Here is a 17,482-nt window from a genome sequence, read left to right on the forward strand (position 1 = left end):
CCTGCCCGGCCGTCCGCGCATTCGGCGCGTCGCCCCCGGACCCACGATGATGGATGCGCGGCACGTCGCCGCACCCGCCCACGCGCAAGGAAGCCCATGACGCACGCCCTCCCCTACTTCGAGGACTTCGCCCCCACGTCGGGCGCGGCCCGCCGCCCCCGCTCGTGCCTGCACTCGGATGCCCCGCGCATCGTGCTGAACGGCGACTGGCGGTTCCGCCTCTCCCCCACCCCGCGCGGCCTCTCCGACGAGATGGCCGACCCCGCGTTCGACGACTCCGGCTGGGACGAGATCCCCGTGCCGAGCCACTGGGTGCTCGGCCAGGACGGCCGCTTCGGCCTCCCCGCCTACACGAACGTGCAGTACCCGTTCCCCGTCGAGCCGCCCTTCGTGCCGGACGAGAACCCCACGGGCGACTACCGCGTCGAGGTCGACGTGCCCACCGACTGGCAGTCGCTCGAGCGCGTCGTGCTCCGCTTCGAGGGCGTCGAGTCGGCGTTCAAGGTGTGGCTGAACGGCGAGGAGGTCGGCACCGCGATGGGATCCCGCCTCTCGCACGAGTTCGACGTCACGGCGTCGCTCCGCCCCGGGTCCAACGTGCTCGCCGTGCGCGTGCACCAGTGGTCGATCGCCAGCTACCTGGAGGACCAGGACCAGTGGTGGATGCCCGGCATCTTCCGCGACGTGACCCTCCTCGGCCGCCCCGAGGGCGGCATCGACGACGCGTGGACCCGCGCCGAGTACGACCACGAGACGGGCGCCGGCACGGTGCACGTCGAGGTCGACGCCGAGCCGACCGCGTTCCCCGTCACGCTCGAGGTCGAGGGACTCGGGATCCACGTCACGTGGGACACCCCCGCCGACGTCGCGCCCGTGCACGTGGACCGCGTCGAGCCGTGGAGCGCCGAGAGCCCCACGCAGTACCAGGGCTTCCTCCGCACCAACGTCGAGGCGCTCTCCATCCGCCTCGGCTTCCGCACCGTGCGCATCGAGGGCGACCGGTTCCTCGTCAACGGCCGCCGCGTGGTCTTCCACGGCGTCAACCGGCACGAGGCCCACCCCGAGCGCGGCCGCGTCTTCGACGAGGAGCACGCGCGCGCCGACATGCTGCTGATGAAGCAGCACAACGTCAACGCGATCCGCACCAGCCACTACCCGCCGCACCCGCGCGTGCTCGACCTCGCCGACGAGCTCGGCTTCTGGGTCATCGACGAGTGCGACCTCGAGACGCACGGCTTCGAGTTCGGCGGCTGGGTCGGCAACCCCAGCGACGACCCGCGCTTCGCCGACCACTACCTCGACCGGATCGAGCGCACGATCGAACGCGACAAGAACCACCCGTCCATCGTGATGTGGTCGCTCGGCAACGAGTCCGGCACGGGACGCAACCTCGCCGCCATGTCGGCGTGGGTCCACCGCCGCGACCCCGGCCGCCCCGTCCACTACGAGGGCGACTACACGGGCGAGTACACGGACGTCTACTCGCGCATGTACTCGAACCTGCAGGAGACGGAGTCCATCGGCAGCGACGTGATCCCGGGCGACCTGCTCGGCTGCACGCCCGGCGAGGGCATGCGCCAGCGCACGAAGCCCTTCATCCTCTGCGAGTACGTGCACGCCATGGGCAACGGCCCCGGCCAGATCGGCGAGTACGAGGACCTCGTCCTCCGCTACCCGCGCCTGCACGGCGGCTTCGTGTGGGAGTGGCGCGACCACGGCATCCTCACCGAGACCGCCGACGGCGAGGCGTTCTACGCCTACGGCGGCGACTTCGGCGAGGTCGTGCACGACGGCAACTTCGTGATGGACGGCATGGTCCTGCCCGACGACACCCCCACGCCCGGCCTCGCCGAGTACAAGGCCGTCGTGCAGCCCATCGCGTTCGGGCTCGAGCGCGACGGCGGATCCGCGTCCCTCGTGGTCGAGAACCGCTACCACTCCGTCTCCACCGCGCTCGCGAGCCTCGTCTGGGTGCTCGCGGTCGACGGCGACGACGTGGCGACCGGGGTCCTCGACGCCGAGGCCGTCGCGGCCGGCGAGACCGCGCGGATCCCGCTGCCCGCCGACGCGCTCGACGCGGGCGAGCTCGCGGGCGACGGCGCCGAGGGCTCTGCGCCCGAGGTGTGGCTGACCGTTCAGGCCATCCTCCGCGACGACGAGCCGTGGGCCGAGGCCGGCCACGTGGTCGCCGTGCAGCAGTTCGACCTCACGCCCGCGCCGCAACCCGCCGTGCCCGCGCGCTGGGTCGACGCCGACGAGGAGACGTACCCCGCATCCGGCGCCACGCGCCTGACCCTCGGCGACGGCGAGTTCGACCTCGCCACCGGGCGCCTCGTGCGCCTCGGCTCGCTCGAGGTCGACGGCCCGCGCCTGGAGCTGTGGCGCGCGCCCACCGACAACGACCGCAGCGACAGCAGCGGCTCCTACGAGCTGGCGGATCCGCGCCTCACCTTCGGCAAGGGCGTCCCCGGCCCGTCGAGCGAGGCGCGCTGGCGCGGGGCCGGCCTCGACCGGCTCACCCACCGGGTCCGCTCGGTGAAGGTCGGCTCCGGCTCGCTCACGGTCGTCGTGCGCACGAGCGCGGCGCAGTCCTTCGACTCGGTCGACACGACGTACTGCTGGACCGAGGGCGCCGACGGCGACCTGGGGCTCCGCGTCGACATCGTGCCGAGCGCCGGCTGGGCCATCACCTGGCCGCGCGTCGGGATCCTGTTCGACCTGCCCGCGAGCGTCACCAACGCGGAGTGGTTCGGCACCGGGCCCTTCGAGTCGTACCCGGACTCGCGGCGCGCGGCGCTCGTCGGCCGGTTCTCGTCGCTCGTCGACGACCTGGGCGCCGTGTACTCGATGCCCCAGGAGACCGGCCACCGCAGCGACCTGCGGGAGCTCGAGCTCGGCACGTTCGACGGCGAGGGCGGCATCGTGATCCAGGCTCGGCCCGACACCGCGGGCCGCCGCCCCGGCTTCACGGCCTCGCGGCACACGCCGCAGGAGCTCGACCGCGCGGCGCACCCGCACGAGCTGCCCGCGAGCGAGGCGGTGCACCTCTACATCGACGCCGCGCAGCACGGGCTCGGCTCGCGCGCGTGCGGGCTCGACGTGCTGCCCGAGCACCAGCTGTGGCCCTCGGCCCGCACGCTGGAGCTCACCATCCGCAGCCGCTGACGCGGAACGGGGCCGGGCCGCCCATCCGGGCGCCCCGGCGCTCGCCCTTCCCCGGGAGGGCGAGCAAGCTGGAGACGACGGCGTCCGATGGCGGGCGCGAGGAGGACGCATGACCGACACCATCGAGCAGGGCACCGCGGGCACCAACTGGGCCGGCAACTACGCGTACCGGGCCCGCGAGGTCCATTCGCCGACGAGCGTCGAGGAGCTGCGGGCCATCGTCCGCGATGCGCCGAGGGTCCGCGTGCTGGGATCCCGCCACTCGTTCAACGACATCGCCGACTCGGAGGTGCTGGTCTCGCTCGCCGAGCTGCCGGCCGACCTCGTGATCGACCGCGACGCCAGCACGGCCACGTTCTCCGCGGGCCTCGCCTACGGGAAGCTCGCCGAGCTCCTCGGCGAGGAGGGCCTCGCGATCCACAACCTCGCGTCGCTGCCCCACATCTCGGTCGGCGGCGCCATCGCGACGGCGACCCACGGATCCGGCATCGGCAACGGCAACCTCGGCACCGCCGTCGCCGCCCTCGAGCTGATCACGGCCGACGGCGAGACCGTCACGTACCGCCGCGGGGACGACGACTTCGACGGCGTCGTGGTCGGCCTCGGCGCGCTCGGCGTCGTCATGCGCGTGACCCTCGACGTCGAGCCCGCCTACCTCGTGCGCCAGCGCGTCTTCGAGGGCCTGTCGTGGGACGCGTTCGACGAGAACCTCGAGGACGTGTTCGGCGGCGCGTACAGCGTCAGCGTCTTCACGCGCTTCGGCGAGGCCACCGACCAGGTGTGGCTGAAGAGCCGCGTGCAGCTCGACGTCGACGGCCAGCCCGAGGACGAGGTCGTCGTGGCCGACTACTTCGGGGCGCCCGCCGCGACCGAGGAGCGCCACCCGATCCTCGGCATCGATCCGGTGAACAGCACGTCGCAGCTCGGGGTCGTCGGGCTGTGGTCCGACCGCCTCTCGCACTTCAAGATGGGCTTCACGCCGAGCGACGGCGAGGAGATCCAGTCGGAGTTCCACGTGCCGCTCGACCGGGCCGTCGAGGCCGTGCGGGCGCTCCGCGCCATGGGCGACCGGATCCGCCCGATCCTCCTCGTGTGCGAGCTGCGCGCGGTGGCCGAGGACCGGCTGTGGCTGAGCCCCCAGTTCGGGCAGACGACCATCGGCCTGCACTTCACGTGGAAGCGCGACCAGGAGGCCGTCGAGGCCGTGCTCGTCGAGCTCGAGGCGGCCATCCGGCCGTTCGGCGCGCGCCCGCACTGGGGCAAGGTCTTCACCGCGCAGGCGGCCGACATCGCACCGCTGTACCCGCGATCGGGCGACTTCCTGGCCCTCGCGGAGCGCCTGGATCCCGCGGGGAAGTTCCGCAACGCGTGGTTCGAGCGCTCGCTCCTCGGCTGAGCCGCATCTACCCCTGACCGGGACCGCACCCGGGGATCCGCGACGCGCCGGCGCATGCCGTCGGCGCGCCGCGATCCCGGGTCGGCGTCGAGAACGGCGCGTAGGGTGAGCACCATGGCGCCCGAGACCTCCTCCTACGTACCTGCCCCCGGGCGGATCACGATGTTCTCCACCACCTGGTGCGGCTACTGCCGCCGGCTGAAGGCCCAGCTCGATCGCGCGGGCATCGGCTACGACGAGGTCGACATCGAGCAGGTGCCCGGCACCGCCGAGCTCGTCGAGGCCATCAACGGCGGCAACCAGACCGTGCCGACCGTGCTGTTCCCCGACGGCTCGTCCGCCACCAACCCGTCGCTCGCCGACGTGACCGCGAAGGTGGCCTGACATGCAGCACCACGACCTCAGCGTCATCCCGGACTTCCTCGCCGCGTGGATGCGCGAGCAGCGCTGGTTCGCCTCGAAGGGCACCGAGCCGCGCCTCGAGCGCATCGGCGGCTGGAGCTTCAGCGACGAGGGCTGGTTCGCCCGCATCGAGACGCACCTGATCATCGACCACGGCAGCGCGAAGCCCGTGCTGTACCAGGTGCCGCTCACCTACCGGCAGGCGCCGCTGGAGGAGCTGAAGCCCTTCCACATCGGCACCACCGTCGAGGACGACGGCGTCGAGCTGCACGTCTACGACGGCCCCCACGACCCCGCGTACGCGTGGGCCCTCATCCGCACGATCCTCGACGACCGCGACGCCGACGTCGACGAGACGTCGCTCGGCGCGACCGCGCGCGGCCAGCGCCAGCCGGGCGTGGAGATCGCGACCGTCGTCGGATCCCACGTGCTCTCGGGCGAGCAGTCGAACACGTCGATCATCTACGACATGGTCTCGGCCGACGGCCACGCCGTGAACCCGATGATCGTCAAGGTGTTCCGCGCGCTGCACCACGGCGAGAACCCGGACGTCGTGCTCCAGTCCGCCATCGCGGGCGCCGGATCCCGGCTCGTGCCGCAGACCATGGGCAGCGTGCTCGCCGAGTGGAGCGACTCCGGCCGCGAGGAGGGACGCGCCATCGGGCACGTCGCCTTCGCGCAGGAGTTCCTGCCCGGGGTGACCGACGCCTGGCGCGTCGCGCTCCGCGCCGCCGAGGCCGACGCCGACTTCCAGGCCGAGGCCCGCGCGCTCGGCGAGGCGACGGCCGACGTGCACGCCACGCTGGCGGCCGCGCTCCCCACCGTCGAGGCCACCCCCGACGTCATCGAGGGGATCATGGTCAGCTTCCGCCGCCGCCACGCGACGGCCGAGCGCGAGGTCCCCGAGATCGCCGCGTTCCACGACGCCATTTCGAGCGTGTACGACGCCGCCGAGAAGGGCGAGTGGCCGAAGCTGCAGCGCATCCACGGCGACTACCACCTCGGCCAGGTGCTCTCGGTGCCGAACCGCGGCTGGGTGCTCCTCGACTTCGAGGGCGAGCCGCTCCGGCCGATGCACGAGCGCTCGCTCCCCGACGTCACGCTCCGCGACGTCGCGGGAATGCTCCGCTCGTTCGACTACGTCGCCGGCTCCTACGCGCTCGCGCACCCCGGCAAGTCCGCCGCCGCGTGGGCGTCCGCGGCCCGCCGCGCGTTCGTCGACGGCTACATCGCCCGCTCGGGCACCGACCTCCGCGCGAACCGGGCCCTGCTCGACGCGTTCGAGATCGACAAGGCCGTCTACGAGGCGATCTACGAGGTGCGCAACCGGCCCGGCTGGCTGTCGATCCCGCTGCAGGCCGTCGCCCGCCTCGCCACTCGCTCGAGCACGCTCGGCGCGGTGACCACGCCGGGCGCGACCGGTCCTCGCGAGGCCGGGCCGATCACCTCCTGATCCTCGGAGGAGGCCGGGGCCCTGTCGTCCCCCGTCGGTAGGCTGGCGGGATGACCGACCCCGCCGTCCCGGCCGTCTCCTCCCCCGCATCCGACTCCCCCTCCACCCCTCCCGTCGCGGAGCAGCGCCCGATCGAGCGCACGTTCCACGGCGACACGTTCGTGGACCGCTACGAGTGGCTGCGCGACAAGGACGACGCGCGGGTCATCGCGCACCTCGAGGCCGAGAACGCGTACACGGAAGGCGCGACCGCGCACCTGGCGTCGCTGCGCGAGCGGATCTTCACGGAGATCAAGGACCGCACGCAGGAGACCGACCTCTCGGTCCCCGTCCGCGAGGGCGACTGGTGGTACTACGCACGCACGGTCGAGGGATCGCAGTACGCGATCCGCTGCCGCCGTCCCGTCGCCGGCCCCGACGACTGGACGCCGCCCGCCATCGAGCCCGCGGCCGACGGCGTCTCGGTCCCCGGCGAGCAGGTGCTCCTCGACTCCAACGCCGAGGCGGACGGCCACGAGTTCTTCTCCCTCGGCGCGTTCGAGGTCAGCCCCGACGGATCGCTCCTCGCCTACTCCACCGACACCGAGGGCGACGAGCGGTTCACGCTCAAGATCCGTGACCTGACCACGGGCGAGGACCTCGCCGACGAGATCCCCGGCACCAGCCACGGCGCCACGTTCTCGGCGCACGGCGACCACCTCTTCTACGTCACGGTCGACGACGCCTGGCGCCCGGACACCGTGTGGCGCCACCGCGTCGGCACCCCCGCGTCGCAGGACGTGAAGGTCTTCACCGAGCCCGACGAGAGCTACTTCGTCGGCTTCGGCATGACGCGCAGCCGCCAGTACCTCACCATCTACGTCGGCTCGAAGATCACCACGGAGGTGCTGCTGCTCGACGCCGGGGATCCCACGGGCACGTTCCGCTCGGTGTGGCCGCGCCGCCACGGGGTCGAGTACGACGTCGACCACGCGGTCATCGACGGATCCGACCGGCTCCTCATCCTGCACAACGACGGCGCCACCAACTTCGAGCTGATCGACGTACCCGCCGACGACCCGACCTCCACGACCGACCGCCAGGTCGTCATCCCCCACGACGACGAGGTGCGCCTCGAGGACGCCAGCGCGTTCGCCGACCACCTCGTGATCTCCTACCGCCGCGAGGGCCTCACCCGCGTCGGCGTGATCCCCTTCGACCGCGTGCTCGACGGCGAGCAGCTGCACGAGATCGCGTTCGACGAGCCGATCTACACGGTCGGCACCGCGGGCAACCCCGAGTTCGCGCAGCCCACCGTCCGCCTCGGCTACACGAGCCTCGCGACCCCGGCCACCACCTACGACTACGTGCTCGCGACCCGGGAGCTGCGCCTGCTCAAGCAGCAGCCGGTGCGCGGCGGCTACGACCCCGACGACTACGTGCAGACCCGCGAGTGGGCGACCGCGGAGGACGGCACGGAGATCCCGCTGTCCGTGATCTACAAGCGCGGCCTCGTGCACCCCGGCACGCCCGCGCCGCTCCTGCTCTACGGCTACGGCTCCTACGAGGCGAGCATCGACCCGTCGTTCTCCATCGCCCGGCTGTCGCTGCTCGACCGGGGCATGGCCTTCGTCATCGCGCACGTGCGCGGCGGCGGCGAGATGGGTCGGCGCTGGTACGACGAGGGCAAGACGCTCACCAAGAAGAACACGTTCACCGACTTCGTCGCGGCCGCCGACCACCTCATCGCGCGCGGGTGGACGAGCCCCGAGAAGCTCGTGGCCGAGGGCCGCAGCGCGGGCGGACTCCTGATGGGCGCGGTCGCGAACATCGCGCCGGATCGGTTCGCCGGGATCCTCGCGGGCGTGCCGTTCGTGGACGCGCTCACGAGCATCCTCGACCCGTCGCTGCCGCTCACCGTGATCGAGTGGGACGAGTGGGGCGACCCGCTGCACGACCCCGAGGTGTACGCGTACATGAAGTCGTACACGCCGTACGAGAACGTGCGCGAGGGCGTGCAGTACCCGCGGATCCTCGCGGTCACGAGCCTCAACGACACGCGCGTGCTCTACGTCGAGCCCGCGAAGTGGACGGCCCGCCTCCGCGAGGTCGGCGCGCCCGTGCTGCTGCGCACCGAGATGCAGGCCGGCCACGGCGGCAAGTCGGGCCGCTACGACGCGTGGCGCGAGCGCGCCAACGACTACGCGTGGGTGCTCGACGTGGCGGGGCTGGCCTGAGGCGCGCCTCCGCCGGGCCGGCATCGCGGTCCTCGGCCGTGATCTCCGCCCTGCTGATCGGCGCGGGCATGGCGGCGGCGGCGACGGCGGGGCTCGGCTACCTCCATCGCTTCTCGATGTTCGACGCCCTCTACGGGGAGATCGACACGTCGCTGTACCTGCGGATCACGGGGATGACGTCGTTCGAGAAGGCGGCGATCGTGCTGGGTCTCGCCGCCGTGCTGATCGGCCTGATCCTCGCGGTCGCGCGGTTCGTCGCCAGCCGACTCCAGCGAGCACGTGAGGTCGGGGCCGGGGGCGACCGCCCGGCTTAGGCACGCTCCCGCGCGCTCCCCCTAGGGTGGATCCCTGACACGGGGTGCCCACGAGGGCTGAGATGAGACCCGTCGCACCTGATCCGGTTCGCACCGGCGGAGGGATGTCATCATGAGCGCTGCGCGCCCATCGGCCCACGAGATCACGGGGACGGGGACCGCATCGGCGGATCTCCTCCTCCTGCTGCGGGAGCGCCAACCGCTCGTGCAGTGCATCACCAACGCGGTCGTCACCGGCTTCACCGCGAACGTCCTCCTCGCGCTGGGCGCCGCGCCCGCGATGACGGACGTGCCGACCGAGGCGGGGCCGTTCGCGCGGATCGCGTCGGGCCTGCTCGTCAACCTCGGCACGCCGCACGCGGAGCAGCGGGAGGCCGCGGTCGAGGCCGCGCACGCGGCGCGCGAGGCGGGGACGCCGTGGGTGCTGGATCCCGTCGCGGTCGGCGCCCTGCCCGTGCGGACGCGGCTCACGCACGAGCTCGTGGCGCTGTCGCCGACGGTCGTGCGCGGCAACGCGTCCGAGATCATCGCGCTCGCGACCGGCGGCGCGGGCGGCCGCGGGGTCGACGCCACCGACGAGGTCGAGGCCGCGCTCGACGCCGCCACGCTGCTGGCGCGCACCTTCGGCACGGTGGTCGCGATCTCGGGGCCGGTCGACCACATCACGGACGGCCACCGGGTCGTCCGGGTGCACACCGGCGACGCGCTGCTCACGAAGGTCACGGGTGGCGGCTGCGCGCTCGGGGCCGTGATGGCGGCGTTCGCGTCGCTGGATCCGGATCCGCTGCGGGCCGCCGTCGCCGCGACGAGCGTGTACACGGTCGCGGCGGAGATCGCCGCGGAGGGGGCGCGCGGGCCGGGATCCTTCGCGGTCGGGCTGCTCGACGCGCTCGACGCCGTCACGCCCGAGCTCGTCGCCCAGCGCGAGCGCCTCTCGTGAGCGGGCTCGACCTCTCCGTCTACCTCGTCACCGATCCCGCGCTGTGCGGCGCGCGCGGCGTGCCCGCGGTCGTCGCCGCGGCGGTGGCGGGCGGGGCGACGACGGTGCAGATCCGCGACAAGCGCGCGAGCGCGGCCGAGCTGCTGGCGACGGTGGTCGCGGCCGCGGAGGCCATCGACGCCCATGCGGCCGCGCATCCATCCGCACGGCGTCCGCTGCTGCTCGTCGACGACCGCGTCGACGTGGTGCTCGCCGCGCTCGCCCGCGGTGCGCGCGTGGACGGCGTGCACGTGGGCCAGTCGGACGTGCCGGCCGACCTCGTGCGCCGGATGCTCGACGCCGCGAGCCCGGATCGCCGCCTCGTCGTGGGCCTCACCGCGAACACGCCCGCCCACGTCGAGGCGGTGCGTACGATGCCGGCCGGCACGGTCGACTACCTCGGCGTCGGCGTGATCCGCCCCACGAGCACCAAGCCCGACCACCCGACGCCGCTCGGGCACGACGGGTTCGGGATCATCGCGGGGCTCTCCCCCGTCCCGTGCGTCGCGATCGGCGGGGTCGACGTGCGCGACGTCGAGGCGATCGCGGCGGCGGGCGGCGCGGGGACGGCCGTCGTGTCGGCGATCTGCGCGGCGGAGGACCCGTGCGCCGCGGCGCGCGAGCTGGCGGAGGCGTGGGCGCGGGTGCGCGCCGGCGTGACCGCGGCCGGGCCCGCGGAGGCGACGGGACCCGACGCGCCCGGCGCGGATCCTGCCGACACGGCGAGCGCCGCGCCACCCGCAGCAGCCGACCCCACCCGCGTCCCCCGCGTCCTCAGCATCGCCGGCACGGATCCCACGGGCGGCGCCGGCATCCAGGCCGACCTCAAGTCCATCGCGGCGAACGGCGGCTACGGCATGGCCGTCGTCACGGCGCTCGTCGCGCAGAACACGACGGGCGTGCGGGAGATCCACGTGCCGCCCGTCGCGTTCCTGCGCGCGCAGCTCGACGCGGTGTCCGACGACGTCGTGATCGACGCCGTGAAGGTCGGCATGCTCGGATCCGCCGCCGTGGTCGACGAGGTCGCCGACTGGCTGCGCGCGGTGCGCCCGCCGGTCGTGGTGCTGGATCCGGTGATGGTCGCCCAGTCCGGCGACGCCCTCCTCGACGCCGACGCGACCGAGGCGCTCCGGCGCCTGCTGCCGCTCGCCGACGTCGTCACGCCGAACCTGCCCGAGCTCGCCGTGCTCCTCGGCGAGCGCGAGGCCGACGGCTGGGACGAGGCTCTCGCGCAGGGCCGGGCCCTCGCGGCGCGGCACGGCGTCCGCGTGGTCGTCAAGGGCGGGCACCTGCGCGTCGACGACTGCCCGGACGCGCTCGTCACCCCGGGTGCGGGCGGCGCGGATCCGTCGGTGACCGTCGTCGACGGCCCGCGCATCGCGACGACCAGCACGCACGGCACCGGCTGCTCCCTCTCCAGCGCGCTCGCGACCCTGCACCCGCGGCGCGGCGACTGGCTGAACGCGCTGACGGAGGCGAAGGCCTGGCTCACCGGATCGCTCGCGCACGCCGAGGACCTCGAGGTCGGATCCGGTGCCGGCCCGCTCGACCACCTGCGCGCGCTGTGGGACGCGGCCGGCACCCACGCCGGGCCGATCTCCGCGGAGATGTGGGCCGGATCCGCCGACCTCCGCCGCGAGATCGACGACCTCCCCTTCGTCCGCCGCCTCGGCGACGGCACCCTGCCCGAGGCGTGGTTCTCGCATTACCTCGCGCAGGACGCGATCTACCTGCGGGCGTACTCGCGGGTGCTCGCCCGGGCGAGCCAGCTCGCGCCGACGCCCGACGCGCAGGTCGTGTGGGCGCGCGGCGCCGCCGACGCGATCGCCGCCGAGTCGGCGCTGCACGAGGAGTGGCTGTCCCGGCATCCCGCGCCCGCGGTCGCCGCACCGGTGACGCGCGCCTACGTCGACCACCTGCTCGCGCACGCCGCGACGAGCGACTACTCGGTGCTCGTCGCGGCTCTGCTCCCCTGCTTCACGATCTACGCGGACGTGGGCACCAGGCTCCGGACGGCGGGATCCGCGGCGGCCTCCGCGGGCGAGGCCCATCCGTACGCGGCGTGGCTGGCGACGTACGCGGATCCGGGTTTCGCGGCGGCCACGCGGCGCGCCTGCGAGCTGGTGGACGAGGCGGCGGTGATCGCGGGTCCGACCCGGCGGGCCGCGATGCTCGAGGCGTCCCGCCTGTCGTCGGCGTACGAGCGCGACTTCTTCCGCGCCCCGGAGGCGCTCGGCTGAGGCGCTCGGCTGAGGCGCTCGGCTGAACCGGGGCGGCGGACGCGTGACGCGGATCCCGCACGCGCCTGGGGACGCCCCGGCCCCCTCCCAGCGGCACCCGCGGGAGGATGCCCGTGCCCCGACGCGACCACCGCGCCGGGGCTCCCCGTTCCACGACCCGGGCACCCTCGTGCCCGACAGAGAGGACACCGCATGCGCGTCCAGGCTGAGACCCCCGCCGTCACGATGCCCGACCACCAGTTCACGGGCGAGGTCCGCCTCCGCTGGCTCTCCACCCCGCAGACCCCCGAGCAGCGCGCGGTCGTCGCGGCCGTCACCTTCGCGGCCGGCGCCCGCACCGTGTGGCACTCCCACGTCCTCGGCCAGACGCTGCACGTGACCTCGGGCATCGCCCGGGTGGGCACGCGCGGTGGCGAGGTCGTCGAGGTCGGGCCCGGCGGATCCGTGTACATCGAGGCCGGCGAGGAGCACTGGCACGGTGCCACGGCCCACGCGCCGATGGAGCACATCGCGGTGCTGGAGGACGGCGACGACCCCGTCGACGCCACCACCTGGGGCGCGCACGTGACCGACGGGGAGTTCCTGCGCCCGGCCGCCCCCGCGTCCGTCGCGGCGCCGACCGCCACCCCGGCGGCCGCGCTCCCGGTGCCGCTCGGCGCACCGGTGCTCGTGCACGCGCTCCGCTACACCGCGATGTACGGCGAGAAGCCGTTCGACGAGGCCCTGCTGGTGTACCTCGACAACGGCTCCTACAAGATCCTGTCGCCCGGCGAGGAGCACTACGGCAGCTACGTGTCGGCGTCGGAGACGGGCGTCGCTCCGCGCCACGTGGCGTTCCTGTCGTGGCCGTCGGACGACTGGCACCGCAACGTCGCGAGCCACACGCTCACGTTCTCGGAGGACACGGGCGCGTTCATCCAGTCGCTCGTGCTGCCGGGCGACGCGGTGCCGCGCGCGCAGCACGGCTTCGCGGAGGTGGTCGCGGATCCCGAGCAGGTCGACATGACGGCGTCGTGGGACGCGCTGCGGGTCACGCACGCGGCGGCGTTCGAGCGCCTGGCGGAGCGGGTCCGCCAGCTCTGACGCCGCGGGGCGGGCTGCGGCCCGCCCCGGCGCTACGCTCGACCCACCGCGAGCGCCTCCCCTCTCCCCGCGAGGCGCGCGACCGCCAGAGCGCCCTCCCGGAAGCCAGGACCATGACCACGACCACCCCGCCGCGCACGCGCGCCCAGCGCCTCGACGGACTCCCCTGGACCCGCGCCCACTCCCGCATCCTCGGCGGCAGCGGCGTCGGCTGGGCGCTCGACGCGATGGACGTCGGGCTCATCTCGTTCGTGATCGCGCAGCTGGCCGTCGTGTGGAAGGCGGACGCCGGGCAGCTCGGGTTCGTCGCATCCGCCGGGTTCCTCGGCATGGCCATCGGCGCGAGCGTCGGCGGCCTGGTCGCCGACCGGATCGGCCGCCGCCAGGTGTTCGCGCTCACGCTGCTCGTCTACGGGGTGGCCACGGGCGTCTCGGCGCTCGCGATGTCGGTGGGCGCGCTCATCGCGCTGCGCTTCGTCGTGGGGCTCGGGCTCGGCGCCGAGCTGCCGGTCGCGTCGACGCTGGTCAGCGAGTTCTCGCCCGCCCGGATCCGGGGCCGCGTCATCGTGGTCCTCGAGTCCTCGTGGGCCGTCGGCTGGACCGCCGCGGCGCTCATCGGCTACCTCGTGATCCCTTCGAGCGACGACGGCTGGCGGTGGGCGCTCGCGCTCGGCGCGGTGCCCGCGGTGTGGGCGATCGTCGTGCGGCTGCGCCTGCCGGAGTCGGTGCGGTTCCTCGAGGCGAAGGGGCGGCACCGCGAGGCCGAGCGCGTGGTGCGCGACCTCGAACGGGCGGCGGGGGCGGATCCCTCGACGGACGGCGCCGTGGGCTCGACGGCCGAGGCCCGCGTCGTGGATGCCGCGGCCGGCAGCGAGACCGACGCGCCCGCCGCCGACGCCGCGCCTCGCGAGCGCCTCTTCGGCGCGCGCCTCCGCCGCCGCACGCTCTCCCTCTGGATCGTGTGGTTCTGCGTCAACTTCGCCTACTACGGCGCCTTCATCTGGCTGCCGACGCTGCTCGTCGCGCAGGGCTTCTCGCTCGTGCGCTCGTTCGAGTACACGCTGCTCATCACGCTCGCGCAGCTGCCCGGGTACGCGGTGTCGGCCTGGCTGGTCGAGCGCTGGGGGCGACGCGTGACGCTCGCGGTCTTCCTCGCGGGATCCGCGGTGTCGGCCGGTCTCTTCGGGACGGCCGACTCCGTCACGACGATCCTCGTGTTCGGCGCCCTCATGTCGTTCTCGAACCTCGGCGCGTGGGGCGCGCTCTACGCCGTGACACCGGAGCTGTACCCGACCCGGGTGCGCGCGACGGGCGCCGGCAGCGCGGCGGGCTTCGGGCGGCTCGCGTCGATCGTCGCGCCGCTGTGCGTGCCGCCGCTCCTCGCGCTCGGCGGCGTCGCGCTGCCGTTCGGCGTCTTCGCGGCGGTCTTCGCGGTGGCCGCGGCCGCCGCGCTCACCCTCCCGGACCTCCGCGGCGCGGCCCTCGAGGACTGACCCGGCGGATCCGGTCGGTACGCTCGGGAGCACCGAGCCGAGGAGACCCCGTGGTCCTGTCTTTCGTGATCTACCCCGTCATGGCGGTCGTGGTGATCCTCCTCGGCTTCGCGGTCATCGGGACCAGGCGCTCGAACCCGACGCAGGACGCGCAGGACGCCGTGGCCCGCGAGCGCCGCGCGGCGCGGAAGGCGGAGCGGGCACGCAAGAAGGCCGAGCGCGGCTGATCCGCGCTGGGGAGGGTCCGCTCGCCGCCGGCCTCCGACGCGCATCCTGATCGGATGAGCCCGGACGAGCTGCGGCGGCGACGCATCCGCGCTGCACGCGACGCCGCCATCCTCCCCGCCTTCTACCTGGTGTCGCAGCTGGTGATCGTGCCGCTCGTAGCCGGGCGTCCCGCCGCCGACCAAGCGGCCCCGGCCGCCGTCTGGGCCGTCCTCCTGTTCGCCTTCGCCTACTCGATCACCATGGCGCGGTACCGGCGCGGCCAGGACCGCGACTAGTCCGCCGCCAGCACCACGACGCCCCCGCGACCGGCAGGTCGCGGGGGCGTCGTCACGTGCTGCGTGTCGCGGATCAGCCCGCGGCCAGCGCCTCCTCGAGGAGGTGCGAGAGCGCGTCGAGCTGCACGGAGGTGGATCCGGCCTCGTCGAAGTCCTCGCCGTCGAGCGCGCGCGCCGCGAGGCCCGCCTTGCTGTCGATGAGCTCGGCGATCTTCGCGTCGATGGTCTGCGCCGCGATGATCCGCCACGCGGTGACGGGCTCCTCCTGGCCGATGCGGTGCACGCGGTCGATGGCCTGCGTCTGCTCCGCGCTCGTCCAGCTGAGCTCGGCGAGCACCACGTTCGACGCGGCCTGCAGGTTGAGGCCGACGCCCGCCGCGGTGAGCGAGCAGACCACGACCTTCACCTCGGGGTCGTTCTGGAAGGAGTCGATCGCGTTCTGGCGGGCCGCCGGCGTCTGGTCGCCGCGGATCGAGACGCTCTTCAGCTCCCGCTTCGCGAACGTGGCCTCGGCCTGGTCCATCACGTCGACGTGCTTCGCGAAGAACACCACCTTGCCCACGGACCGCGCGAGCTGCGCGGCGTAGTCGGCCGCGAGCACGGCCTTGGCCTGGCCGATGCGGCGGACCATGGTGAACACGTTCTCGCCGGTCTTCTGAGCCTTGGCCTCGTCGAGCTCGGACTGCGCCACGAGCCGCACGAGGCTCGCGCGCTCGGACGCGGACCCCGCCATGACCTCGGGCACGGTGGTGCCGCGCGCGCCGACGAGCGCCGTGAAGCGCTTGACGAGACGGGCGGCGAGCTCGCGCTCGGCCTGGCGGATGGAGCGGCCCAGGTCGTCGTCGAGCTCGACCGGGAGGTCCGCGATGCGCTTCGACGGCAGGTCGGTCGCAACGTCGATCTTGCGGCGACGCACGATCCCGAGGTCGATGACCGCGCGCCGCGCCTCGGCGAAGAAGCCGGGGTCGGCGGGCGTGAGGCCCGCCTCCTCCAGCTCGCCCATGAGGCGCGAGGTGGGCTTGTCGCCGTCGATCCAGCCGAGGAACTGCCAGATGGCGCGGAAGTCGTCGATGTCGTTGATGAGCGGCGTGCCCGTGAGCGCCATGAGCAGCGGGTTCGACTGGCGCTGCCGGATGCTCTCGGCGAGCGCCAGCACGAACTTCGACCGCTGCGACTGCAGGTTCTTGATGAAGTGCGCCTCGTCGACGACCATGCCGCGGAAGCCGAGCGTGCGCAGCCAGCCGATGTGCCGATCGAGCACCTCGTAGTTGACGATGACGACGTCCGCGAACGCGTCGAGCCCCGCGCCGTCGCCGTGGATCACGGTGGCGCGGCGGTGCGGCGTCCACCGCTCGACCTCGCGCTTCCAGTTCATCTTCACGACGTTCGGGACCACGACCAGCAGCGGGTACGCGTCGGCGACGGACGCCGCGAGCAGCGCCTGCGCGGTCTTGCCGAGGCCGGGCTCGTCAGCGAGCAGGAACTCGCGGTGGCCGAGGCGCACGCTCTCGAGGAAGCGCGCCTGGTGGCGCATGAGCTCGAGGTTCTGCGGCGAGAGGCGGTCGATGCGCGGGCTCTCGGGCAGGTCCATGCTCGCGATGCCGCCGCCGGCGCCGTACTCGAACGACTTGAACAGCGGGCCGAGCAGCTCCCAGTTCGCCAGCAGGCGGGTGGGCGGCGCGGCGGGCGCGGGCCGATCGAGGTCCGGCTCGAGGAACGGGTTCGCCAGCACGCGGGCCTTGACCGACGGCGGGACGACCTGGCGCTCGTGCAGCTTGGCGAGGGCGGGATCCTCGGGCTCGGGCTCCGGCTCCTCCTCCACGACCATCTCCACGCCGCCGTCGAACAGCATGTGCTTGCGCATGGCGCGGGCGGTCTCGGAGAGCTTGGCGTCGGGATCCAGCAGCGGCAGCACCGAGGTGTCGCGCGCGGCCGTGCGGGCGAGGATGCTCGCGATGCCGTCGAGGCGCTTCAGCGTCTCGGCGCGCTCGGGGTCGCTGAGCGGGGTGGCCGGGTCCTTCGCGTGCGTGCGCTCCTCGCGCATCAGCACGGCGATGACCTGGAACTTCGTGCGGTTGACGGGCTTGAGCTTGCCGCGCTGGGCGGCCTGCTCGATCTCGCGCACGGCGCGCGCCAGCACGGGGATGAGCCCCTCGTTGTCGATCGTGCGCGTGCGGGCGGAGGACCGCCGCTGGCCGGTGCGAGCCATGCAACTCCTTGTTCACTGCCGGGGCCAGG

Annotated in this window: 13 protein-coding genes and 1 riboswitch; of the genes, 12 read left to right on the forward strand and 1 reads right to left on the reverse strand. The window is 73.7% G+C overall.

Annotated elements, in window-relative coordinates; translation table 11 throughout:
* The first annotated feature begins 96 nt into the window (after positions 1 to 96).
* The 12 genes from NL142_RS11050 to NL142_RS11105 all read left to right on the forward strand — a co-directional run bounded on the left by NL142_RS11050 (position 97) and on the right by NL142_RS11105 (position 15,244).
* Positions 97 to 3,165: a glycoside hydrolase family 2 TIM barrel-domain containing protein gene (locus tag NL142_RS11050; protein WP_435079497.1), complete on the forward strand. Its 3,069-nt coding sequence runs from the start codon at positions 97 to 99 to the stop codon at positions 3,163 to 3,165.
* Positions 3,166 to 3,274: 109 nt separating this feature from the next.
* Entirely contained in the window at positions 3,275 to 4,561 is a 1,287-nt protein-coding gene (locus tag NL142_RS11055; protein ID WP_435079499.1) for a D-arabinono-1,4-lactone oxidase, read from the forward strand.
* A gap of 114 nt (positions 4,562 to 4,675) precedes the next feature.
* The gene (locus NL142_RS11060; protein ID WP_012038801.1) at positions 4,676 to 4,945 is read left to right on the forward strand and encodes a mycoredoxin; all 270 of its coding nucleotides are present in this window, start codon (positions 4,676 to 4,678) and stop codon (positions 4,943 to 4,945) included.
* Between the two features lies 1 nt (position 4,946).
* Positions 4,947 to 6,416, forward strand: a complete 1,470-nt coding sequence (locus tag NL142_RS11065) for a maltokinase N-terminal cap-like domain-containing protein (protein WP_194684671.1) — start codon at positions 4,947 to 4,949, stop codon at positions 6,414 to 6,416.
* A gap of 50 nt (positions 6,417 to 6,466) precedes the next feature.
* Positions 6,467 to 8,632, forward strand: coding sequence for a S9 family peptidase (locus NL142_RS11070; protein WP_435079502.1), 2,166 nt, complete (start codon positions 6,467 to 6,469; stop codon positions 8,630 to 8,632).
* Positions 8,633 to 8,670: 38 nt separating this feature from the next.
* Positions 8,671 to 8,946, forward strand: a complete 276-nt coding sequence (locus NL142_RS11075) for a hypothetical protein (protein WP_435079504.1) — start codon at positions 8,671 to 8,673, stop codon at positions 8,944 to 8,946.
* 30 nt (positions 8,947 to 8,976) lie between these two features.
* A riboswitch (TPP riboswitch) is annotated at positions 8,977 to 9,068 on the forward strand.
* Positions 9,059 to 9,886 (forward strand): hydroxyethylthiazole kinase, encoded by an 828-nt coding sequence (gene thiM / locus NL142_RS11080; RefSeq protein WP_435079506.1) that lies wholly within the window; start codon positions 9,059 to 9,061, stop codon positions 9,884 to 9,886. Its footprint overlaps the riboswitch before it by 10 nt.
* Entirely contained in the window at positions 9,883 to 12,165 is a 2,283-nt protein-coding gene (locus NL142_RS11085; protein ID WP_435079508.1) for a bifunctional hydroxymethylpyrimidine kinase/phosphomethylpyrimidine kinase, read from the forward strand. Before thiM ends, NL142_RS11085 begins: the two co-directional genes overlap by 4 nt.
* 192 nt (positions 12,166 to 12,357) lie before the next feature.
* Positions 12,358 to 13,248 (forward strand): cupin domain-containing protein, encoded by an 891-nt coding sequence (locus NL142_RS11090; protein WP_435079510.1) that lies wholly within the window; start codon positions 12,358 to 12,360, stop codon positions 13,246 to 13,248.
* 113 nt (positions 13,249 to 13,361) lie between these two features.
* On the forward strand, positions 13,362 to 14,741 hold the full coding sequence (locus NL142_RS11095; protein WP_435079512.1) for an MFS transporter: 1,380 nt from the start codon (positions 13,362 to 13,364) through the stop codon (positions 14,739 to 14,741).
* Positions 14,742 to 14,791: 50 nt separating this feature from the next.
* On the forward strand, positions 14,792 to 14,968 hold the full coding sequence (locus NL142_RS11100) for a hypothetical protein (protein WP_194684678.1): 177 nt from the start codon (positions 14,792 to 14,794) through the stop codon (positions 14,966 to 14,968).
* 54 nt (positions 14,969 to 15,022) lie between these two features.
* On the forward strand, positions 15,023 to 15,244 hold the full coding sequence (locus NL142_RS11105) for a hypothetical protein (protein ID WP_104237141.1): 222 nt from the start codon (positions 15,023 to 15,025) through the stop codon (positions 15,242 to 15,244).
* Positions 15,245 to 15,317: 73 nt separating this feature from the next.
* On the opposite strand, the gene NL142_RS11110 is transcribed toward NL142_RS11105, so the two are convergent.
* Positions 15,318 to 17,453 carry a DEAD/DEAH box helicase gene (locus NL142_RS11110; RefSeq protein WP_194684680.1) on the reverse strand — a complete coding sequence of 712 codons (2,136 nt, stop codon included), beginning with the start codon at positions 17,451 to 17,453 and terminating at the stop codon, positions 15,318 to 15,320.
* Positions 17,454 to 17,482 lie beyond the last annotated feature (29 nt).

Source organism: Clavibacter quasicaliforniensis (genome assembly GCF_051201715.1).
GTDB lineage: Bacteria > Actinomycetota > Actinomycetes > Actinomycetales > Microbacteriaceae > Clavibacter > Clavibacter seminis.